Origin of the sequence: Prevotella ihumii, assembly GCF_900155655.1 — a bacterium.
Taxonomy (GTDB): domain Bacteria; phylum Bacteroidota; class Bacteroidia; order Bacteroidales; family Bacteroidaceae; genus Prevotella; species Prevotella ihumii.
Map to the genome: position 1 here is coordinate 1,318,924 of NZ_LT706987.1, position 22,052 is coordinate 1,340,975.

Genomic DNA, 22,052 nt, shown 5'->3' on the forward strand with positions numbered 1-22,052 from the left:
AGTTATTACCTTCATTTTTTGTTGCTCCTGAATATGTCTAATATGGGAGCGCTATTGTTCTATTTGAGAAATAGCGTGCAAATTTAAGTATTTTTTCCCAAAACTACAAGCAATTTCAGGAAAAATAATGAAAAATGCAAAATGCAAACGATTACTCATATTTATACGGCAGTATTAGAATAAGGCTGCTAATCTTTTGCTAAATGTGCAAGGCTGGGCGTATCCTTTATCCGTTGAATTTCTGAATCGACAAGCGATCGAATCTCTTGCTTCACTTTACGATAGTTGGCTTCGATTGTCTCTTTGAGATTGTCTGAGCCATCTTCGTTTTTGAAGTCGGCTATGACAGGAATGGGACGATAGGCTTTCATTTCGGCAGAGACTTTGGTACTATCCACTACAATCTCTGCGTGAAAAATCTTTTGGTCAATACGCTCATCAAAATTGTCGGACACGGCACCTACAAACATACCTTGTGTGAGATTGCTGATTTTCGATGCAGGGATAAGACTATCCATCTGTGTGGAGATAGAGGTGGATTTGTCATTACGGTTGATAGTCATAGACTGCCGTTGCTGGAGAACCTTTCCAAATCGCTCAGAAAGGGTCTTGGCGGTTTCACCTACAACTTGACCACTAAACACATTGCCCACAGTGTTCTGTATCACCTTGCTCTCCTTATCCCCATAATCGCGAGTAAGCTGTGAGAAGTCCTGAAAGCCCAAACACACTGCTACCTTGTTACTTCGGGCGGTAGCAATAAGGTTGTCCAGCCCACGGAAGTAGATAGTCGGCAACTCGTCGATAATCACCGATGATTTGAGCTGCTTCTTCTTGTTGATGAGTTTCACAATACGGCTGTTATAAAGTCCGAGTGCAGCCGAATAGATATTCTGACGGTCGGGATTATTTCCTACGACCAACACCTTCGGCTCGTTGGGGTTATTGATGTCGAGCGAGAAATCATCACCTGTCATTACCCAATAGAGAGCGGGGCTTATCATACGTGAGAGTGGTATCTTTGCCGAAGCAATCTGTCCCTGCAACTGGTCCTGCGCTCCTCCTTCCCACGCGTCCATAAAGGGCGAAAGGTAGTTGGCAAGCTCATCGTATGCCGTGAGTATCGGGAATATCTGTGCGTAAGGACGGTTGAGAAATTCTATGGCATGGGGGAAGGTACAATATTTGCCGTTCTCATATATCTTCAGAAACCAGATAATGGCAGCAAGCAAGATAATCGGTGATTCGACGAAAAAATCTCCCTGCTTCTGTATCCACGAGCGGTTGAGATTGAGCATAATCGTGTAGGCACTTTCATAGGCATCCGAAATGTCCGTCATAAAGGACGGATTGATGGGATTGCAGCGATGCGATTTGCGTGGGTCGTCGAAGTTAATCACATAGAACTGCGGCTTTACTTGGTAAGTATCAAGGTGGTTAAGCAAATGGTTATAGGCTATTTCCGAAAGGTCGGGAAACTTGTAGTCGTAGATATACATCGCAAAACCTTTCTCAATCTGCTGTTTGATGTAGTTATTCACAATGGCGTATGACTTACCCGACCCCGGTGTGCCGAGTACCATTGAGGCACGGAACGGATTGACCACGTTAATCCAGCCTTTGTTCCACCTTTTCTTATAATAGAAGCGTGTAGGTAGATTTACCGAATACTCGTTAGTCATCAGTCGTGTTTCCTGCATAAAGCTCTCATTCTCGGTATTGAACACATCGTCCATCAAGTTGTTTTTGAGCAGTCGGCTCATCCACACACCTGCCATCAGCAGACAGACATAGCCCACAGACAGCGTGAAGATATAGAGCGAAGCAGCACCCACCTTACCAATGGGCAATGCCAACAACCACCAATTCAGAAAGAAGAACACGAACCCGGCGAAAAGCACTGTCCAAATCTTTGGCCATGTGATTTTCTCCTCCTTCACGCCTTTTGTGCCTAAACACGATAAAGCGAGGAATACCACACAAAAGAGTTTCGTCCATAGGATAGATGAAAATAATCCCGTGGAGCGTTGAAAGTTCATCAGTATCTTGTTGATGATACCGAGTGTGAAGTGCCACTCGTAAAACGCCTCGTAGCAGAACCAATAACAGTTAATCAGGAGGAATATCACCGATATACCCCGCATAAAGTCCATGACCTTACCTAATGCCCTTAAATCATCTTCTTGTGCCATAATGCTGTGTTTTTAGCCTCCCCCAACCCCTCCGAAGGGAGGGGAGTTGTAAAGATCTTGTTTGTTGAATGAGTTTATTTAATGTTTTCTTCGTCTAAGTTTTACCTTACTTTGTCTTCGGAGCTTACGCTGCCATGCTGCTTCCTTCCAATCATCGTTGCCCGAAGAAGAGAAAGATTCTCCCACCATATCGTCGATAAGTTCATCGACAAGATTGTCGCTTTCCTGCTCATCAGACTGTATTGTCTGCATCTGCTGCTGTAAGGTGGTATCAATTTTACCATAAAGCGATTCATCCAAGAATGGATTATTCTTCGGGTTAGAGAAGTACTCGTTAAACTTATTGGCAGCATATCCTTTACCTAATCGGGAGCCATTGAGCGCAATGCCTTCTTTGTCATCAATGAACGTAATACCATAGATGCGTCCATTATCATTCTTTCGGATTACCACTCGCAAGCCTTGTTCCTCCAATCTTTGCCGAAGTTCTTCCTCCATCTGGGGAGAGGTACGCATTGTTTGTAATACCTTTCCTCTGATGGTTGGTATCAATGGCTTAATCTCCAGCTTCGATTTCAGCATCTTGTTCTGAACGGCAGCATAGCCCACACCTCTACCAATGTCCGAGGCGTGAATGGGCGTGCTCACCTTATTGCCCTTGTCATCGGTAGGCACATAGACCAGCCCGTCATATCGTTTTCCTCGATATTCCGTTTTAACCTCCTCTACCGCAAGGTTGTATTTACGCAGAACAGCATTTAGTTCACCTAAGGAGCAGAAGGTATAATGCTTCATCGCTGAACGGACGGTGTTTGCCACCTGTTCCTTGATATTCCCTTGCACAACATTGACCTTTGGTGTTTCTGTTGTTGTTTTCTCACTGACCTTTGAACTTGGAATAAGGTTATATTTCTTTTCCAGAGCATCAGTAATCTTTTTGCTTCGCCTGCCCTCATACCTGTCATTGATTTTTCTACCTTGACTATCCACTCGAAGCGAAACGATGTGGATATGCTCACGGGCAATGTCATTATGCTTAAAGACGATGTAGGGTTGCTTGCCATAACCAAGTGCCTCCATATACTCCTTCGCAATCTGTGTGAGTTCCTCATCGGTGAGTTTCTCGTCCGGATGCGGATTGAGCGAGCAATGGAACACCGTTTTCTTCGTTCGGCATTTCTTAGGTATCAGAGCCTCCATATCAGCAAACACCTCTTCCATCGTATATGTTTCCTCTTTGTTTTGATACAAGCCTTGGGCAAGAAGAATGCTTGCTTCCTCTTTTTCCACCTTTTTGAAGTTATAACCGAGTGCTCCTCCAAGGTTCTCCGTACTTGAAATCTTTGCTATCATTTTTGGACTAAATTTTCAACACTTTTCTTCCTATAATCAATGGTCAAACCGATAGTCTGCTCCTGCAAGGCAATAATCTGAGCCGAGAGTTTCTCCAATTTTTCAAGTAAAATCTGTGCAGTCCTGACCGAGTGATAGCTGTTGATGGCACGCACAGTTTGGTTGTACAGCACACCAATCTTATGGATTTGTGCCGTCAATTCAGAAAGTTTTCGGTAGTATTCTACGGCAGATTTATCCACCGTAATCACCTTGAAACTATCTCCAAGAATACGCCCACGCACAAAATCCGACTTCGTTTCTGCTCCTGAACGCTGAAACAAGTCAATCGCTTTTTGCTGGTCTTTGAGATTGGGAAGACGTACATGCCAGTTGTCCCAACGTGGCTTTTCCGCCTTTTTTCTCTCTGAACGAGATTTCTCTTCCTTATCCATAGCTTTACTTTTCTTTAATCACGACTTTGGAGTGATTTAATCCCCTTCGGGGCAAGGGTCTTTGTGGTACAACTGTAAGTTTGTGTTACAAAGACACACCTTGCCAATATCAAGAGTTGATACGATTGAAGTATCCACCCTCGTGGGGTGTCTGCTTCGGGATATTACCTCCATGTATTATTCTCGCCTGCAAAGTTACGGCGGATTTTCAAATATCTCATTATCAGTGATATTCACTCTTTTTCCTCGCATTTCCCTGCACTTCATCGGTGTCATATAATCAGCCAAAATATCATTTATTTTGCAGTCAGAACGAGCGAACAATGGCATGATGATACAAGTAAAAGATACATCGTATTACCGTTGGCTTACACTAAAGATGATAAGAAGGAACGAAACATATTCATAACAATTTGTTGTCATGACAAACTATTGTCAGTACAACAGATAGCAAGAACTATAAATCGTCCTTTCAGACTATCGCACGAACCATACGCAGCCAGAACAAACTGTCTGCTGATACTTCTCAAGAATGAGAGAACGTCCAAACATCAAATAGACAAGTAATATGAACTAAGAAATTATCATTATGGAGAACAAACAACAACGCCCCATCTTTCTGGGGTTCTCCTCGCAAAAGGGAGGAGTCGGAAAAAGCACGCTTGCCGAAATCGTAAGCAGCATATTGTACTACGAACAGAGCATCAACCTCTTCGTGGTGGACTGCGACCTGTCTCAGGATTCCTTTTACAAGCTGAGAGAACGTGAGAAGAGTGTCATTCAGGGAAGCGAGGAGCTTTCCAAGTCTATGCAGGCATTCTTTCAGCACCTCGGAAAAAAGGCATACAGAATTTACAAGTCCAGCCCAAAAGAAGCCGTCAAGACAGCACAAAGTAAGATTGACGCTATCAGCAATGAGAAGTACCAGTTGGTTGTGTTCGACTTTCCCGGTCATGCAGGAACAACGGAGTTGATGGAACTGTCCCTTCAGATGGACTATATCCTGTCTCCACTTGAAGCCGACATACAGTCACTCGTCTCCTGCATGGCATACGCCAAGACCATCACGGATATTGGTGTTTCTATGTCCGACTCACGGATAAAGGACATTATCCTGTTCTGGAACAAGGTGGACAGAAGGGTGAGGAACGTCATCATTGACGAATACACAAAGCTTATCCAAGGACACGAACTCACACTCCTGCCCAGCTATGTATATGCCACGCACCGCTTCTCTCACGAACTTTCCACATACGGGCTGCGTGGTGTGTTCCGTTCCACCTATCAGCCTCCTGCAAAGGGACTGCGAACGGGTACGGGGCTGGATGAACTCGTCTCCGAGATAATTCAACGACTCAAACTAAAAACGAAAACAGAAAATGGCAACGATTGAGGAAAGAAAACAGCAACTGGAAAAGAAGCTGAAGAAAATGGCAGAGGACAATGTAGTGGTGAAACCTGTCACGGTCCCCAACCCCTTCGACCCTTCTGAGGACACAGAACCTTCCCCTGCAACATTACAAGAGGAAGACGAAAGTCCGGAAGAAACGAAACCAACAAACGAAAAACCGACAGATGAAACAGAAGGTGGGACAACCGGAAACACTGAGCCGAAAAGAGAAAGGAAGCCAAGAATGGAAAAGTCTGGCAGGTCGTCCCTTTCCATAGAGGAATACCGTTCCCTATACTTTCATCCCGTGCGTTCGCAAATACGGACGGCTTTCTCCATCAATTTGGAGACATTACAGAACCTGCGCAATGTGCTACAAGACTTAGGAGAAAGGGTATCTATTGCTTCCTATATTGATAATATCCTCCGGGAGCATCTGCGGGAACATCAGGAACTTCTCAATAATGCAGCAGCAAAGCAAAGACGTAAGACAACAATAACACTATGATGGAAACAATACTTTTCAGTTTTATACTGGTACTCATCATCATTTGGATGATGCTTGGTATCTTGTATTTCTATATGCGGTATGTATCTCCGTATGACTTCATTATCAAGAAAAACGGAAAGAGCGATGAAGATAGCAAGAAGAAAGAAGCAACGAAGAAAAAAGACGGACAGAAAGGAAAAGGAACAATAGAGCAAGCCGAGTTTGTACTGATTGGAAAAAGCCGTTCCACTTCCCCGATTATCCCACAAATTCCCTCTGTTTCATCATCTGAAAATTCGGAGCAGAATAATAATAATTTTGCACCGCAGAACTCCGAAAAGGAGGAAGAAATGAAAGAGGACAACGAAATGGACATTGATTTCGAGATGGAGAGAGTGGACGAAGATGAGATTGTCCGTGAGGAATTAAACCTATCCATCGAGCCCACATCGGGCGAAGCCGAAATTTCGGAGCAGTCCGTCCTCGCACGTGACTTAGTCCGCCTGCAAAAGTGGGCAAAGAACAGTGAGGAGGCTGATGAGGAAGAAGTCAAAGAGACAGTTCGGCAGCTTCAAGACTCTGAGCTATTGGATAAGTACAAGGAGAACATCGCCAAGATGCAGGGAGAACAGTCTGCACTGTTGGAGAAAATCCGTAAGGCGGAAGAAAAGGAAGATCAGAGTGCTCAACCAGCAATGCCTTCATCACAAAACCCAACACCTCCTGTTTCTGGCATATCTGACACAGCAGTGGGCGATGCTGACGACAGACCGCTGTCCTATTATCTGTAAAAATGGTTTCTTGATTTTCATATTTCGGAGGAACGCAGGGGTGGCTCAAAAGTAAAATAATCAGCCAATATCTATCATACGATAAAACCGAGCCACCCTTGACACCTCCACAAGAAGACAATTTGTTTAACAACTTAAAATAAACAGCAAAATGAACAACAAAAAAATCACAATGATGCTGCTCCTGACGGCACTGACCACCGCAGCAGCGTATGCACAGGGAAATGGTATGGCAGGTATCAACGAAGCCACGAAGATGGTAACGTCCTACTTCGACCCGGGTACGAAACTCATCTATGCCATCGGTGCCGTAGTGGGTCTTATCGGAGGAATAAAAGTATACAACAAGTTCTCAAGTGGCGACCCCGATACGAGCAAGACAGCCGCTTCTTGGTTCGGTGCGTGTATCTTCCTCATTGTGGCAGCCACTATCTTACGTTCCTTCTTCCTGTAAACGATGGCACAGTGGGAAATCAATAAAGGTGTAGGTCGGACGGTAGAGTTCAAGGGTTTGAAGGCGCAATATCTCTTCCTATTTGCGGGAGGACTGTTGGCGGTCTTCTTTCTCGTGGTGGTGCTCTATCTCTGTGGCATCGACCAGATAGTCTGCCTCGGTCTTGGCTTAGTGGGTGCAACACTCGTTGTGTGGCAAACGTTCGCCATGAACCGCAAGTACGGCAGATACGGACTGATGAAGCAGGGATCCATTAAGATGCACCCGCGCTACCTCTTGAACCGCCGTACCGTCTTTCACCTTATCCGTAACCTCAAACCAAAACGCAAGGCATAATGAGAAACAACAGTAAAATCACGACCTTGGAAGCGAAGTTCCCGCTACTCTCCATCGAGCAGGGTTGTATGGTGAGCAAGGATGCCGACATCACGGTAGCTTTCCGTGTGGAGCTGCCCGAACTCTTCACCGTTACCTCCGCCGAATACGAGGCGATGCACTCGGCATGGCACAAGGCAATCAAGGTGCTGCCCAACTATACCATCGTGCATAAGCAGGACAGGTTTATCAAGGAACGTTACCAACCAAAGATGGCAGAAAGCGGACTTAGTTTCCTCTCACGTGCATCTAACCGACATTTTAACGAGCGTCCTTTCCTGCACCACTCAGTCTATCTCTTTCTAACCAAGACCAACAAGCAGCGTATGCAGCGACAGAGCAATTTTATGCTTTGAGTTGTATGGTGTTGCTTTTTAGTAATATCATTTTAATAGACATCTTGAATATGTTTTATGATACATTTTGCTTGTGAAGATTGTCACCTTCTACGGTGCTGCTCGAGTCTCTTTAATAAGAGTTATGCTAATAATTTAGTTAATAATTTAGTTAAGAAAACTCAATGAGTAGTAACTGATATGATTTAATTAGGTGGTTATTGCGTTGGGGTTCCACCTCTTCCCATTTCGAACAGAGAAGTTAAGCCCAATTGCGCCGATGGTACTGCAATGCAATGTGGGAGAGTAGGTAGCTGCCTTTTTTACTGAGAGAGAGCTTTAAGAAGAAATTCTTGAAGCTCTCTTTTTTGTTAATATCTATTCTTACTCTTTTTATCTATACCTCTCTCTTTTCATTTGTTCTCTTGTGTTTTCTTGCTTCTTGCTTCTCCCTTGTTAGTTCTATCTTCTTTCTATTCTCACATCTCGTCTCTAATTTAGGTGCGCAGACAGTAGATTTTTTCCATTATGCTGCTTTAAGTATTGAAGATAGTACAATTCGAGTTCACAATTTTACAGGTGCATACGACCCTTTTTCTCGTTTAAGAACGCATCTTTTGAAACGGATTGTGGTATAAAGTTCCACGTGGGAGTGAAGTTGGAAGGTTGTGCGATTACCTATCCTGCCAATGCTGAATATGATATGTACCAAAGTGCTGTTTGTGTAAATGGGTATTACCATCAAGGACGGGTTGTGATTAGCAGGACGAAGGCTAATGCTATTCGAAGTGTTACCGCATTTTCTTCCGCTGTGTCTTCTATTTATAGTCTTGAAGGTATAGTCCTTCGTGAGATGGGGAAAGGGATAAATATTGTGCGTATGGCAGCTGGTAGTATAAAGAAAGTCGTTTGCAGTGGGCGATAGGTTGCCACGGCCAACGACTTTTGTGTGATAAGGCTGGCTTTATTTTTTAATCTTAAAGACCAATTCCTTTGGCAGTTTTACCCATTTATTGTTTACAACGATGCGCATTGTGCTGCCCTCTATGCGTGTCAAGGTGTACGTTCCGTCTGCATTGTGTCGTAAGGTTGCTGTAAGGTCTTCTGAGCCGTAGTCGTTGATAATGGTGAGTGTGGCTATGTTAGCCTTGACTTCGGCATCTGTAACAATCCATTTGCGTGTATCACGTACCGCCCCGAAAACTCCTGCTACCTCACCAAATATTTCTTCTTGGTCAGGTACGGTGATTTTATTGTTATAGAAATCTATCTTGAGCCATACCTGATATTCATCATTTACTAAGTATTGACAGAAGATAGAGTCTGCATATTCGGTGTTTGTGTACGCATTTGATATGTCCGTTCTTTGTTCTCCTGTATTCTTTATTGATGCTAAGGCGTTACTTGCTATGAGTAATGCTGCAATTAGCGTAATCGTTTGTCTCATTGCTATTTTGATTTAATTCGCACAAATGTACTAACTTAAATCAATTAATAGCCGTATTTGCACTAAAATATTATGATTTTATAAGGTATTTAGGGTTATTTGTGTTATCTTTGCGGAGAATGGGTAGTGTTTTTCAGTTCTTAAAAAGGGTTGTTTTACCCCCGAATAGTCGTTAGACTTACGACAGTTTTTGGGTGCAAAGTGTTGGCTTATGAACTGTCTTTGATGATATTTGATATTAATTTACTTTAGGCAAAAAGATGTTTTCGGATTACATATTTGAAGCGAGTTGGGAAGTTTGTAACAAGGTAGGAGGTATTTATACTGTTCTTTCAACACGTGCAAAAACTTTACAAACACAACTTAAAGACCATATTATCTTTATCGGTCCTGACTGTTGGGGCGATAAGGAAAGTCCTTATTTTGTAGAAGATAAAAAGCTCTTTGCCCCTTGGGTGAAGTCAGCCCACGAAGTAGGGTTGAAGTTTAAGGTAGGTCGCTGGGCTGTTCCGAGCAGTCCTATTGCCATTATTGTAGACTTTCAAGCCTATTACGCTGAGAAAAACGAAATCTATGGCAAGTTGTGGGAAGCCTATCAAGTGGACAGTTTGCACGCATACGGCGATTACGATGAGTCGGCTATGTTTGCTTACGCTGCTGCCCTTGTGGTAGAAAGTTTCTACCATTTCTATTTAGACGATACCAAACAAGTGGTTTTCCACGCTAACGAGTGGCAAACAGGCTTTGCAGCATTGGTATTACAACAGCGTGTACCACAGATAGCAACCCTTTTTACCACACACGCCACAGGTATAGGACGTAGCATTGCGGGCAACAACAAGCCCCTTTATGGTTATTTGTCTGCTTATAATGGCGACCAAATGGCAAGCGAACTCAATATGGAGAGCAAACACTCTATTGAGAAACAGACCGCCCACGCAGTAGATTGTTTTACAACCGTGAGCGATATTACAGCCTTAGAGTGTAAAGAACTATTGGATAAGCCTGTTGATGTGGTTTTGCCCAATGGCTTTGAAGACGATTTTGTTCCCAAAGGCGCACAGTTTACCGCTAAACGCCGCAATGCACGCAAACAATTGCTCAATATTGCGAATGCTTTAACAGGTGCAACACGCTCTGACGATACACTTCTTATTTCTACCAGTGGGCGTTACGAGTTCCGTAACAAAGGTATCGATGTATTTATTGAAGCTTTGAGTCGTCTCAACAACGACCCTCGTCTTACAAAAGATGTGGTAGCCTTTATCGAAGTTCCAGCTTGGGTGAGCGAACCACGCCACGATTTGCAAGAACGTTTGGCAAGTAAAGAAGAGTTTTCTACCGCTTTAGACCGCCCTTTCACCACACATTGGTTGCACAATATGGATACCGACAATGTGCTGACAATGGCACAACGCTTGGGATTGACCAATGCAGCGACAAACAAAGTAAAACTCATTTTTATACCTTGCTATCTTGATGGCACCGATGGCATTGTGAATATGCCTTATTACGATGTTATCTTGGGCAACGACCTTTGCGTTTATCCGTCTTATTACGAGCCTTGGGGCTACACACCTTTGGAGGCAATAGCTTTCAAAGTGCCTTGTATCACCACCGACCTTGCAGGCTTTGGCTTATGGGCGAACGCACTGAAAGGACATTATTGTGAGATAGACGAAGGCGTTAAGGTAATCCATCGCACTGATGAAAACTATTCTGAGGTGGCAGACGAGATAACGACAACCATCGTAACTTATGCTGCAATGGATAAGACTAAGGTTACAAAATGCCGAAATGCTGCACAAAAGCTGTCTAAGAAAGCCCTGTGGAGCGAGTTTATAAAGCATTACGAAACTGCCTACAACGTAGCATTTGCAAATAGAGATAAACGTGTGAAAGGATAACACACGTATTCACGATAACAATAGAACAAAATAAAAAAATAGATATAGAAAAGATTATGAAAATTAAGTCTGATTATTCAAATGAACCTCGTTGGAAAGAGGTAGACATTAAGTCGAGTTTGCCAAAAGAATTGGCTTGTCTTGACGAGATAGCACACAATATGTGGTGGGCATGGAACTACGAAGCACGCAACCTCTTTAAGAGCTTAGACGAAAGCCTTTACGAGGAAGTGGGACACAACCCTGTACTTCTTTTAGAGCGTTTGAGCTATGGTCGCAAGCAAACCATCGTTAAGAACAAAGCCTTGATGAAACAGGTAAGCGAGGTTTATAAGAAGTTCCGTACCTATATGGACGTTAAACCTGATGCAAAACGTCCATCTGTGGCTTACTTCTGTATGGAGTTCGGTTTGAATCAAGTACTTAAAATCTATTCTGGTGGTTTAGGTATGTTGGCAGGCGACTACCTCAAAGAAGCATCAGATTCTAATGTTGACCTCTGTGCAGTGGGTTTCCTCTATCGCTTTGGCTACTTCACACAGAGCCTTACAATGGAAGGTCAGCAGATTGCTAAGTATGATGCACAAAACTTTGGTTCGCTCCCTATCGAACGTGTGCTCGATGAAAACGGCAATCAAGTTGTGGTTGACGTACCTTATTGCAACTACAACGTACACGCCTTAGTATGGGCTGTGAATGTTGGACGTATTAAGCTTTACCTTCTCGACACCGACCACGATATGAATTCAGAGTTCGATAAGTCTATCACCCACTCACTCTATGGTGGCGACTGGGAGAACCGTTTGAAGCAAGAAATCTTACTTGGTATCGGTGGTATCCTTACTTTGAACAAGCTCGGCATTAAGAAAGACATCTATCATTGCAACGAAGGCCACGCAGCCTTGTGCAATCTGCAACGTCTTTGCGACTATATTGACGGTGGTCTTACCTTCAATCAGGCTATGGAGTTGGTACGTGCGTCTTCGCTCTACACCGTTCATACCCCTGTGCCAGCAGGTCACGACTACTTCGACGAAGCTCTCTTTGGCAAGTATATGGGTGGTTATCCTGCTAAGTTGGGCATCTCTTGGGACGAATTTATCGGTATGGGTCGCACCAATCCTGACGACCACAACGAACGTTTCTGTATGAGTACCTTTGCTTGCAATACTTCGCAGGAAATCAATGGTGTATCGCGTCTTCACGGTTGGGTAAGCCAAAAGATGTTCGCACCGTTGTGGAAAGGCTACTTCCCTGAAGAGAATGCTGTAAGCTATGTTACCAATGGCGTACACTTCCCAACATGGACAGCTACCGAATGGCGCAAGCTCTACGACAAGCATTTCGACAAAAACTTTATGGCAGACCAAAGCAACGAAGAGATTTGGCACGCTATTTACAATGTTTCTGATGCTGAAATCTGGGAAACACGTATGGCATTGAAGAATAAGCTCATCAAGTACATTCGTGATAAGTTCACCCAACAATGGCTTCGCAATCAAGGCGACCCAGCTAAGGTGGTATCTATTCTTGAGAAAATCAATCCTAACGCATTGATGATAGGCTTCTGTCGCCGCTTTGCTACTTACAAGCGTGCGCATCTTCTCTTTACCGATTTGGAGCGATTGGAAAAGATTGTCAACAATCCAGAGCGTCCTGTGCTCTTCTTCTTCTCAGGTAAGGCTCACCCTGCCGACGGTGCTGGTCAAGGATTGATTAAGCGTATATTTGAAATCTCTCGTATGCCACAATTCTTGGGTAAGATTATTTTCCTCGAAGACTACGATATGCAGTTGGCTCGTCGTTTGGTATCGGGTGTCGATATTTGGATGAACACACCTACACGCCCACTTGAAGCAAGTGGTACATCAGGCGAAAAGGCTGAAATGAATGGTGTTGTCAATCTTTCTGTACTCGATGGTTGGTGGGTAGAGGGTTATCGTGAAGGTGCTGGTTGGGCATTGCCAGAAAAGCGTACTTACGAAAATCAAGGCCATCAAGACCAACTTGATGCGGCTACGATTTACAGCTTGCTCGAAAACGAGATTGCACCGCTCTACTTCAATAAAGATGCTAAGAAAGGCTATTCGGAAGATTGGGTGAAGGTTGTTAAAAACTCTATTGCTACCATTGCACCTAATTACACGATGAAACGTCAGTTGGACGACTATTATGCTAAGTTCTATGAAAAGCAGGCTAAGCGTTCAGCAGCGTTGCAAGCTGATAACAACAAGCTCGCTAAGGAGATCGCACTTTGGAAAGAAACCGTTGCAGAGCGTTGGGACAGCATTAATGTGGTATCAAAGGATATAGAAGCCCTTAACGATATTACTACGGGCGAACCTGCTAAGCTCACTTATGTTATAGACGAGCAAGGACTTCAAGACGCAGTAGGTTTAGAGTTTGTTGCCATCAATATCCATCCTGTGGACGATGTACAGGTGCATAAGGTAATACCTTTCACCCTTGTTAAGACCGAAGGTAACCTCCACACCTTTGAAGTAACCATCGACCCAACCGAAGCAGGTGCTTACAAGTATGCTGTACGTATGTTCCCTAAGAACGAACTTTTGGCTCATCGTCAAGACTTCTCATACGTGAAGTGGTTAGACTAATGGCTTTTGAAATATAAGCAATAAAGAAAAGCGAGTGTACCTAAGTGGTATGCTCGCTTTTTTTATTGGTCTTTATTTTTTAGCGAGTAGCCTATTCCCTCACCTTGTTGCGTCCTAATGTGTTTTGAGAGGGGCGGAGGTTATGGGGGAGTCGGACGAGTCGGACCTGTCGGACCAGTCGGACGGGTCGGACGGGTCAGACATGTCCGACTTATCTGAAAAAATGATTTATCCGAAGAAATCGATTAATCCCAAAAAGTCTGACCAGTCTGACCTGTCCGACAATTCTAAATAGTCGACCCTCAAAAAGGCGACATCGCATTTTTCATATAGCCCTGCGGGAAGAATTGGTGTTGAAAATTTAAGTTCAGCCTCCCACAGCACCACATCATCACTCTTTCAATTAGGCACAAAAGAAGCCTCATGGCTCTTTTGAAGTTAAATGCGGCAGCTGCAAGCATGACATTGATGGAGTCTCCGAAGAGACCCTTGTAGAAGTTCCTCCCCAACCGGTGGTCTGCCTTGCAGTGGCCAATGACAGGCTCTATTCCTGCCCGCTTGCGGAAGAGTTTGTGCTTTTTGTTCTTGGCGTACCGTGAGTCTGTTTTCTTGGGCGTGTCCGGAATTATGATTTGTGTCTGCCCNAGCTCCATACCAGATTCACCGATGCGATGGCGGAACTCGACAAGCTCGGTGGGAACGCAGGGAGCGTCGGTGCGGAATGCCTCCATCCCGCAAAAATACTGGAAGTAGGCGTTCTCCGAGAACTGCTCCACGACGCTCTCGTCTGAAACGTCACGAAGGTGTTTCAAGATCAGCAGACCGACCATCAGACGGATGGGCTTGGCCATACGGCCAGTGTCCTTGCTGTAAAGAGGGGCAAAAGACTGCTCAAACAGATCCCAATCGATCAGATTGGCTAACTTGTACAGGGAATTCTTGGGAGAGAGCATTGTCTCAAGATCCCAGAATAATGATGCCTGACGGACTTTGGATGGAGATTTATACATCGTTGAATTGCAAGATTTTACTATACAAAGATACAAAACTTTGTAGAAATATGCAAGTTTGAGAACGATTATTTTATTGATAACCAGATAGTTAAATACTTTTCAAGGGGAGACTAAATAGCTTGCGAAACAATGTGGGCTTTACTTCTCCTTCTTTCCTTTGGCATCAAAGTGATAGTTGAAGATAAGGCGCACATAATGATGTATTCTGTCGCTCCACGTTTCGGAACGGCGCATAGCATTGATGTCGACAGCATATTCGCGGTCTTGGTTGAGAAGGTCATCGCAGAATATGCCTATGTACCCTTTGTTCTTCTTTAGATTGTATATTGCGTAGACATTCCACAACCAACGATGGCGGTTAAGTTCGGATGCGAGATAGCCCCTTGTAGCCTTACTTTCTATTGAACTATTGATGTATATGCGTTCCCATTTCATAGAGGTTCGCAGCCCTACGCTGTATTCTAAAGGTTTGTTGTTGTATTCAGGCGATAGCGAATACTTGTTGCGGTGCAACTTCCAATCGCCGAAAAGCGTTATCTGTAGCCAGTCTTTCTCAAAGGCGAGTTCGGGATTTATACCTAAGGTTAATCTTTTCATTTCGTTTTGAGTTCTGTCTGCACGCTCGTTGAGGGCTGTGAGATAGCCATACGACTTTATAATGTGAGCCTCTATGGTGTTTGAGAAATTGAAGTAATCGCCAAAACTCTTGTCGTAAGTGTTTTCTAAATACCAATTGTTGCCACTGCGCATATTCTCGTCACGCTTGCGATATACGCCCGTCTGTGGATTATAGTAGAATACCGACGCTATGGGGTTGATGGTATGCGCATAGCCCACCTTAAACATCAACATAGATTGTTGCTTTTGCATTGTTCGACTATAGGTGAGCGAGCTTTGGTGGGTATGACTGCTATGCAAGAACGGATTACCCTCGATGATGTATAGTGGGTCGGTTTCGTCACGATAGCCCAATGTGGAGAGCATTTGGGGTAAGGAGGTGTCGTATTGGAAGTTGTATTCTAAACGATTTTGTTGGTTTATTTTCCATTTTATTTGCATTGCAGGTGTCCACAACGTGCTGTTGCGATGAGCTATGGTGTCTAATTTTCCTCGCTCATAGTCTAACTTCTCACGCTTTGCAGCAAAGGCTATGTTGGGCAAGAATTGCCAGTTACCTACCTTGTAGGTCAGTCCTATCTTACTTGTGGCTGTGGTTGCGTGTTGCTTTTGTCGGTAGCTGTTGGCAGCATCTAAGGTGTTGGCAGGGTTGTTGTCAATTGCATCGGCACGGTCGGCAGTGTAAAACTGCTGGTTTGTCGTTGCGCTGTTGTTGGCAAGTATTTGGCTCGCCTCAATGTAAAGCGCATCGCTAAGGTTGTATTCTATTTCGCCGTAACCGCTAATGTCTAAGCCGTGGTAAGGCGAGCGACTATACTGATAAAGCGGTGAGGCTATGCCCTGGCTGATATGCTCTAATTCTCTGTGCGCACTGAAACGATTGTTGCCCTTTGTATATCCTACCGCTGTACCTATGGTAAGCTGTCCTTTCTTGCCTAAGAAATGATTCCACGAACCATTAAAATCTATTTTTCCACCCTCGGTAATGTTTTGCTGATAAGTGCGTTCACGGTTGATGCAGTGCGTATAAAGGGCCTCGCCACGCTGTGCAGCCAATGCTATGTCTAATGGGAAGTTGCCGAATGGTTTTGTATCGGTGTCGAATGTGGCTCTGTCGTTGGTTTGATGGTTTCTTTCTAAGTTGTAGCTGAAGGTCAATCCTGCCTTGACAAAGTTCTTTGCATCGGTATACGAAAAAAGATTGGTTTCTATTTCGGGGGCTATTTCGTGTTTTTGGTGGCTGTTGCGTGAAAGTGTCCACGTAGATACGTTGTCGGGTGCGAAGTATTGAGTTGAGGCGTAATCGGTTCCCCAACCATCTTTGTGGTTGAAATTATGAGCGACGGTAAGGTAATTCTTGTTCTTGTCAGCTACTTTCCAGTTGTGCTGATAGCCCAAAGCTGCACTTTGCGCCTTACCAAAATTGTCGAATTGTCCGCTACGCCACATTCTTGTCGTAACGGTTTGTGCCTGATTGATGTTGTTGGCATCGAGTGCTATTAAGAAAGGATTGTTGTCGCTGAGCTTTGAAGTTTTTAAGCCTGCTTGATAATTCTTAGGTGTTTGGTAGGCAACCTTTATGTCGCCATACCATTTGTCCATAAAGCTCTTTTTTATTTTGATGTCTAACACTTGGTCTTCTTTTCCATCGTCTTTGCCTGAGTGTTGCGCCAATTCGCTTGCTTTGTTATAGGTTTGAATGTTCTGAACCGCTTCGGCAGGGAGTTCAGTTACTAATCCACTGCCTCCGAAAATATCACGCCCATTCATTTGCAAGCGTAAGGGCTTGTCGTTCCAGTAAAGTTTGCCTTGCTTTTCTGTTACACCTGGGAGTTTTTCGATGAGCTCTTTTATCCGTGCGCCTTCGGCAAGTTTGAAGGCTGCGGGATTGAATACGATGGTGTCGCCACGCATTGTGAAGCGTTTCGCCTTAGCCGAAACCGTGATTTCGTTGAGGAGAAAGTCGGTAGGTTTTAATTTAAATTCGCCTAAACGTATCGTGTCTGTGCTTATGCCGCTGCTGTACGACCTCTTTTTTGCCTCGTGATAACCTATCGAACTTACAGTTAGCGTAAGTCGCCCTGTGCTGTAAGTCTGTATGGCGAATAAGCCTAAAGAGTCGGTGGTGGTAGAGGAAGAATAGGTAGCTTCACCCTTTACCACTTCTACCTTTACCGATGCCATAGCAATGGGCTCGCCTGTCTTTTCGTCTATGGCTTTACCTGTGAATACATCTGCATTCGCAAGCGTTGGTAGTACGATGAATAGCAACATAAGCATTGTAGCTTTCACGATATGTTTCATAACGTTCCGTTTTGGTTAGATGAGCTTTTTGCTCGTTTTAAGTATTGTTTATCTCAGGTTTTACGTATGTTTACAAAGATAAGGATAATACTTTGAATAGCTTATCTGCTACTTATTAATTAAATAATCTTAACATTACAGACTTGCAGGGCTAATTCTGTGTCTATCAACAATAAAAGCGTTATCTTTGCGTTGAAATAAGTATGAAGATAAAACGATTAGGCTATATATTGTTTGTGGCTGTTGTGGGATTAGCAACGGCTTGCAACGACGATGATACATTTACAACGTCGATGGATAACAAGTTGACCTTCTCTACCGATACGGTGAAGATGGATACCACTTTCTCTAAAGTGCCTACACCTACAAAGACATTTTGGGTGTACAATAGGTCGGGCAATGGACTTAGATTGACAAACGTGCGCTTGGCTCAAGGCAATCAGACAGGTTTTAGAGTGAATGTGGATGGTGTTTACTTGGGACAGGCAAGTGGCTATCAGGTGAATAATCTTGAGGTGAGAAGCAAAGACAGTATTCGTGTATTTGTAGAACTTACCTCGCCATTGAGCGGTACGGAAGAGCCAAAGAAGGTGGAAGACAATCTTATCTTTACACTCGAAAGCGGTGTACAGCAAAAGGTGAACCTCAATGCCTTTAGTTGGGACGCTGAATTGTGGAAGAATGTAGAGATAAAAGAGAATACTACAATTAAAACAAAGAAACCTATCGTAATTCAAGGAGGTATAAAAGTGGCTGAAGGAGCTACGTTGACGATAGGCGAGGGAACAACGCTCTACTTCTCAAACAAGGCTGGAATAGATGTCTACGGACAACTGAAAATAGAGGGAACGAACGCTAAAGAAGGGGCTGTAACCCTTCGTGGCGACCGATTGGACTGGATGTTCGACTATCTGAAATACGATGATGTGAGCGGACAGTGGCGCGGAATACACTTCTACAAACCAAGTTACGATAACGAAATAACGTTTGCCGATATTCATTCTACCTATAATGGCATTGTGTGCGACTCATCTAACGTTGACCGACAAAAGCTTACCATCAAGCAAAGTAACATACACAATTGTCAAGGGTATGGCTTGTTGTCAACCAATTGTAAGGTGGATGTCAGCAACACTTTGCTCTCTAATGCGCTCAAGGATTGTGTTGCAGTCTTTGGAGGTAGAGTAACGCTGAGCCATTGCACGCTTGCACAATTTTATCCTTTCGATGGCAATCGCGGGGCAGCGCTACGTTTTGGCGACAATTCGGGTACTCAACTCTATCCGTTGTTGCAGTTTGACGTGTACAACTCGCTTATAACAGGTTTTGCCGATGATGTGATAATGGGTGCATTCAGCAAAGATGCAGCGCTGAACTATCGATTTGACCACAGCATATTGCGTACCACGAAAGAAGAAAAAATAGATGCTGCGAAGTACATAGAGGTGGAATGGGAAGACAAAGCCGACACGGTGCAGTCGGGTCAGAAGCATTTCCGCCTTGTAGATGCCGATAAACAACGTTTCGATTTCCATTTGCGTAAAGCGTCGAAAGCCATCAATAAGGGCTATGTGTTGGCAAATGGAACGAGTGGGACTGACCGTGACGGCAAGCAACGTACAGATGTGCCTGATATAGGATGCTACGAGTATGTGGAAGAATAGTATTAAAGAAATAAAGAACGTATGAAAACAATAGATTTAAGTATTAAAATAGGATGCTGTCAGATGGACGAGTTGTCAGCGGAAGAGCAGGTATTGGTTGAAAAAGCCATTGCAGCAACCGCTAATAGCTATTCGCCTTATAGTCGTTTTAGCGTGGGAGCTGCGCTCTACTTGGAAGACGATACTATCGTGATTGGGGCAAATCAAGAGAATGCAGCTTATCCCTCAGGACTATGTGCTGAACGTTCGGCAGTGTTTGCAGCCCAGTCGCAACGCCCTGACCAAGCCATTAAGACCCTTGCTATTGCTGCACGCAATGGCGGAGGATTGATGAAACAACCCATTGTGCCTTGTGGTGCGTGTCGTCAAGTTATATTGGAGATGGAAGACCGTTACAAGCGTCCTGTGCGTATTTTGCTTTATGGAACGGAAGGCGTGTATATTATCAATACAATAAAAGACTTGTTGCCACTTCAGTTTGTGGGCGAGTCGATGAAATAACAGTATATTATGGAACACTTACCCAAAGACCCTGCAATTTTAGTCAGCAGCATTAATATGCTATTGCGTGACGATGAGTTTGACACACTTGAGACTTTGTGTTACAACTTTGATGAAACACCCGAACATATTAAGGCTGTTTTGCACGAAGAAGGCTATGTGTATAGCGAAGAACAAAGGCAGTTTCGCCCCATAGGATACGATGCTGTATAAGCCAACAATGTAATGCAAAGGTGTTGCTTAGAGAATTGCTGTAAAGCCATATAGCCACAAAAGGATTGAACTATTAAACCCAAATCATCATTAGCCCAGTCAGACCAGTCGGACTTGTCGGACTTGTCGGACTTGTCTGACACGTCCGACTGGTCCGACTGGTCCGACTGGTCCGAAAAGTTTAATTTATAATAGTGTTGCGGAATTAAGGGAATATTTAGTATGGTTATGAAATAAAAAAGAGGACTACCTTTCGGTAATCCTCTTTGCGCTCCAGGATGGGCTTGAACCAACGACCCCCTGATTAACAGTCAGGTGCTCTAACCAACTGAGCTACTGAAGCAGTATTGCTATTTCTTTTTAGCGAGTGCAAAGTTAAGGCATTTTTTTTATTCCTCCAAACTTTTTCCAAAAAAAATGCGAGAAAGATGATATTTTTCTTGATTTATGGGGCTTTGGGGGGAGAAAATCTGACAAAAAGGGGAATAATGGTAGGCGTGAAAGCTATTGAGGGCATGAAAACGATGGGCGAGGTTAGAATGGGTGAGGAGGGAGATTAGAAAGGGTGGGAGGGAGTAGAGGAATGGACGAAAAGCGCCAAAATAAGGTGCAAAGACGAAGAAAAGCATAACATCTAAACGCTTTAAAAAGCCTTTGCGGGCTAATGATCGGTTTGGGTTAAAATATGTTTAGAAAAGGAGAACGAGCGATGTTATAAAGGCGGAAAATTAACATTTAATTTTCGAGTTGCAGACCTATTATAGAGACGAGATGGAGGGTTGGGAGACGAAAAATAGAAGTAAGAATTGTCAAAGTTGAACTTTGGGATTGTCAAACATATATGTTTGGCGAGCAATACATTGATGTTTTACCTCACCAAAGTTGAACTATGACAGCGTAGAAATGGTTGGAAAGCGAAGAAAAAGGTTCTGTATGGGTGTAAAAAGAAGGTGTATTTGTTGCACAGATGTGGTGCTGTGTTTGTAAGACGTTGTTTGATAGTGGTTTATGGTTGCACACGAATGCTTGCCATATTTGAAAAAATAAAATTCGTGGTGCAAAATATCGCAATTATGAGGAGGGTTTTTGTTAACAAATGGAGGGAACGAAGTGTTAATCTTTGCGAATAGAAGGGGTGAGTGAGGAAAAAGGAGTAAATTTGTAATGATGATAGGAGGCAATGGAATAATTGAGGAGGTCGGACCAGTCGGACGGGTCTGACCAGTCTGACCAGTCAGACCAGTCGGGCGGGTCAGACAAGTCCGACAAGTCCGACTGGTCCGACAGAAAATATAAAAACAACAATAAACAAAAGCTATAAACAAATGATACGAGTAATAAAACAAGAAGATTATAAGGTAAACGAATGGGCAGGCGGTGTAACAAGAGAGCTGATGATAACTCCTGAAGGCAGCACTTTGGGCGAGCGCAACTTTGATGTGCGCATTTCGTCGGCTATCATCGACCTTACCGAAAGCGACTTCTCAGACTTTACAGGTTATAAGCGTTATATTCTTCCTGTGGAGGGCGAGTTGACCCTCTTTAGAGCTAACGAACGCATTGCGCTAAGTGGTGATGCGCCTTTCCTCTTTGATGGGAGTGAGAAAGTGCGTTCTGAAAATTCGCAAGGTGCGATAGACTTTAATGTGATATTCAAGGCTGAATTGCCCGTTGAGGTGCGTGTGATAGACGGAAAAGAAACCACTCTCCCCGAAGGCTTAACCCTACTGTTTGCCTTGGACGATATTGAGGTGAACGGAGAACAAGTGAAGAAATACGACACGATAATGGCAGATGAGGCGTATTGGGTGAAAGGAAAAGCAATAGAGGTTGCGATGAATGCCCAATGATGGCAAAATTCGGGATTGTCAGACTTGTCAGACTTGTCAGACTTGTCGGACGTGTCTGACGTGTCTGACCTGTCGGACGCTTTCAACTAAAAACAGAGAGAATAAT

General features: G+C 43.9%; 20 protein-coding genes, 1 tRNA gene, 1 rRNA gene and 3 pseudogenes. 15 read left to right on the forward strand and 10 right to left on the reverse strand.

The window, feature by feature from the left end:
* Positions 1-188: 188 nt before the first annotated feature.
* The 3 genes from mobC to CZ367_RS06195 all read right to left on the reverse strand — a co-directional run bounded on the left by mobC (position 189) and on the right by CZ367_RS06195 (position 3,979).
* Complete coding sequence (gene mobC / locus CZ367_RS06185; protein WP_077196074.1) at positions 189-2,192, reverse strand: conjugal transfer protein MobC; 2,004 nt, start codon at positions 2,190-2,192, stop codon at positions 189-191.
* Positions 2,193-2,270: 78 nt separating this feature from the next.
* Positions 2,271-3,545, reverse strand: coding sequence for a conjugal transfer protein MobB (gene mobB / locus CZ367_RS06190; RefSeq protein WP_077196075.1), 1,275 nt, complete (start codon positions 3,543-3,545; stop codon positions 2,271-2,273).
* Entirely contained in the window at positions 3,542-3,979 is a 438-nt protein-coding gene (locus CZ367_RS06195) for a plasmid mobilization protein (protein ID WP_036864382.1), read from the reverse strand. The genes mobB and CZ367_RS06195 overlap by 4 nt, the downstream gene beginning before the upstream one ends.
* A gap of 589 nt (positions 3,980-4,568) precedes the next feature.
* On the opposite strand from CZ367_RS06195, the gene CZ367_RS06200 reads away from it, so the two are divergent.
* The 8 genes and pseudogenes from CZ367_RS06200 to CZ367_RS06235 all read left to right on the forward strand — a co-directional run bounded on the left by CZ367_RS06200 (position 4,569) and on the right by CZ367_RS06235 (position 8,739).
* On the forward strand, positions 4,569-5,372 hold the full coding sequence (locus CZ367_RS06200; RefSeq protein ID WP_036864380.1) for a nucleotide-binding protein: 804 nt from the start codon (positions 4,569-4,571) through the stop codon (positions 5,370-5,372).
* Positions 5,359-5,877, forward strand: a complete 519-nt coding sequence (locus CZ367_RS06205; RefSeq protein ID WP_077196076.1) for a DUF3408 domain-containing protein — start codon at positions 5,359-5,361, stop codon at positions 5,875-5,877. The genes CZ367_RS06200 and CZ367_RS06205 overlap by 14 nt, the downstream gene beginning before the upstream one ends.
* Entirely contained in the window at positions 5,874-6,650 is a 777-nt protein-coding gene (locus CZ367_RS06210) for a hypothetical protein (protein WP_077196077.1), read from the forward strand. Before CZ367_RS06205 ends, CZ367_RS06210 begins: the two co-directional genes overlap by 4 nt.
* 151 nt (positions 6,651-6,801) lie before the next feature.
* Positions 6,802-7,104, forward strand: a complete 303-nt coding sequence (locus CZ367_RS06215) for a DUF4134 domain-containing protein (RefSeq protein ID WP_008448479.1) — start codon at positions 6,802-6,804, stop codon at positions 7,102-7,104.
* Between the two features lie 3 nt (positions 7,105-7,107).
* Positions 7,108-7,440 carry a DUF4133 domain-containing protein gene (locus CZ367_RS06220; protein ID WP_036885181.1) on the forward strand — a complete coding sequence of 111 codons (333 nt, stop codon included), beginning with the start codon at positions 7,108-7,110 and terminating at the stop codon, positions 7,438-7,440.
* Positions 7,440-7,826, forward strand: a pseudogene (locus CZ367_RS06225) (DUF3875 domain-containing protein); the annotation flags it as partial. The gene CZ367_RS06220 and the pseudogene CZ367_RS06225, both read left to right, overlap by 1 nt.
* Positions 7,827-8,024: 198 nt before the next feature.
* Positions 8,025-8,137 (forward strand): 5S ribosomal RNA (rrf, locus tag CZ367_RS06230).
* 329 nt (positions 8,138-8,466) lie between these two features.
* Complete coding sequence (locus CZ367_RS06235) at positions 8,467-8,739, forward strand: hypothetical protein (protein WP_144005945.1); 273 nt, start codon at positions 8,467-8,469, stop codon at positions 8,737-8,739.
* A 39-nt stretch (positions 8,740-8,778) separates the two neighbouring features.
* Here the strand turns inward: CZ367_RS06235 and CZ367_RS06240 are convergent, their stop codons facing one another.
* Positions 8,779-9,261: a hypothetical protein gene (locus CZ367_RS06240; RefSeq protein WP_077196079.1), complete on the reverse strand. Its 483-nt coding sequence runs from the start codon at positions 9,259-9,261 to the stop codon at positions 8,779-8,781.
* 260 nt (positions 9,262-9,521) lie between these two features.
* Between CZ367_RS06240 and CZ367_RS06245 the strand changes: the two genes are divergently transcribed.
* The 3 genes from CZ367_RS06245 (at position 9,522) to CZ367_RS15365 (ending at position 14,078) form a co-directional block, all read left to right on the forward strand.
* Complete coding sequence (locus CZ367_RS06245) at positions 9,522-11,168, forward strand: glycogen/starch synthase (RefSeq protein ID WP_077196080.1); 1,647 nt, start codon at positions 9,522-9,524, stop codon at positions 11,166-11,168.
* Between the two features lie 56 nt (positions 11,169-11,224).
* A complete protein-coding gene (gene glgP / locus CZ367_RS06250; protein ID WP_077196081.1) occupies positions 11,225-13,783 on the forward strand; it encodes an alpha-glucan family phosphorylase in 2,559 nt (852 codons plus the stop codon).
* Positions 13,784-13,925: 142 nt separating this feature from the next.
* Positions 13,926-14,078, forward strand: coding sequence for a hypothetical protein (locus CZ367_RS15365; protein WP_154669295.1), 153 nt, complete (start codon positions 13,926-13,928; stop codon positions 14,076-14,078).
* 7 nt (positions 14,079-14,085) lie between these two features.
* On the opposite strand, the pseudogene CZ367_RS16735 reads toward CZ367_RS15365, so the two are convergent.
* From CZ367_RS16735 to CZ367_RS06260, 3 genes and pseudogenes are all read right to left on the reverse strand, one after another.
* A pseudogene (locus tag CZ367_RS16735) lies at positions 14,086-14,421 on the reverse strand (transposase); the annotation flags it as partial.
* A 24-nt stretch (positions 14,422-14,445) separates the two neighbouring features.
* Positions 14,446-14,793: pseudogene (locus CZ367_RS16740) on the reverse strand (transposase); the annotation flags it as partial.
* Between the two features lie 141 nt (positions 14,794-14,934).
* Complete coding sequence (locus tag CZ367_RS06260; protein WP_077196083.1) at positions 14,935-17,718, reverse strand: outer membrane beta-barrel protein; 2,784 nt, start codon at positions 17,716-17,718, stop codon at positions 14,935-14,937.
* Positions 17,719-17,921: 203 nt separating this feature from the next.
* Between CZ367_RS06260 and CZ367_RS06265 the strand changes: the two genes are divergently transcribed.
* Genes CZ367_RS06265 through CZ367_RS06275 form a run of 3 tightly spaced genes read left to right on the forward strand, consistent with a single transcriptional unit; the run spans position 17,922 to position 20,096 of the window.
* Complete coding sequence (locus CZ367_RS06265; protein ID WP_077196084.1) at positions 17,922-19,382, forward strand: right-handed parallel beta-helix repeat-containing protein; 1,461 nt, start codon at positions 17,922-17,924, stop codon at positions 19,380-19,382.
* A 21-nt stretch (positions 19,383-19,403) separates the two neighbouring features.
* Positions 19,404-19,883 (forward strand): cytidine deaminase, encoded by a 480-nt coding sequence (gene cdd, locus CZ367_RS06270; RefSeq protein WP_077196085.1) that lies wholly within the window; start codon positions 19,404-19,406, stop codon positions 19,881-19,883.
* Positions 19,884-19,892: 9 nt separating this feature from the next.
* Complete coding sequence (locus CZ367_RS06275) at positions 19,893-20,096, forward strand: DUF4250 domain-containing protein (RefSeq protein WP_077196086.1); 204 nt, start codon at positions 19,893-19,895, stop codon at positions 20,094-20,096.
* Here CZ367_RS06275 and CZ367_RS15845 read toward each other — a convergent pair.
* The 3 genes from CZ367_RS15845 to CZ367_RS15370 form a co-directional block, all read right to left on the reverse strand.
* Entirely contained in the window at positions 20,039-20,389 is a 351-nt protein-coding gene (locus CZ367_RS15845; protein ID WP_144005946.1) for a hypothetical protein, read from the reverse strand. The genes CZ367_RS06275 and CZ367_RS15845 overlap by 58 nt on opposite strands.
* Positions 20,366-20,439: transfer RNA gene (locus CZ367_RS06280), tRNA-Asn, on the reverse strand. Before CZ367_RS06280 ends, CZ367_RS15845 begins: the two co-directional genes overlap by 24 nt.
* A gap of 770 nt (positions 20,440-21,209) precedes the next feature.
* A complete protein-coding gene (locus CZ367_RS15370; protein ID WP_154669296.1) occupies positions 21,210-21,401 on the reverse strand; it encodes a hypothetical protein in 192 nt (63 codons plus the stop codon).
* A 20-nt stretch (positions 21,402-21,421) separates the two neighbouring features.
* Here CZ367_RS15370 and CZ367_RS06285 point away from each other — a divergent pair, with 20 nt between their 5' ends.
* On the forward strand, positions 21,422-21,946 hold the full coding sequence (locus CZ367_RS06285; RefSeq protein ID WP_084793488.1) for a HutD family protein: 525 nt from the start codon (positions 21,422-21,424) through the stop codon (positions 21,944-21,946).
* Positions 21,947-22,052: the final 106 nt, after the last annotated feature.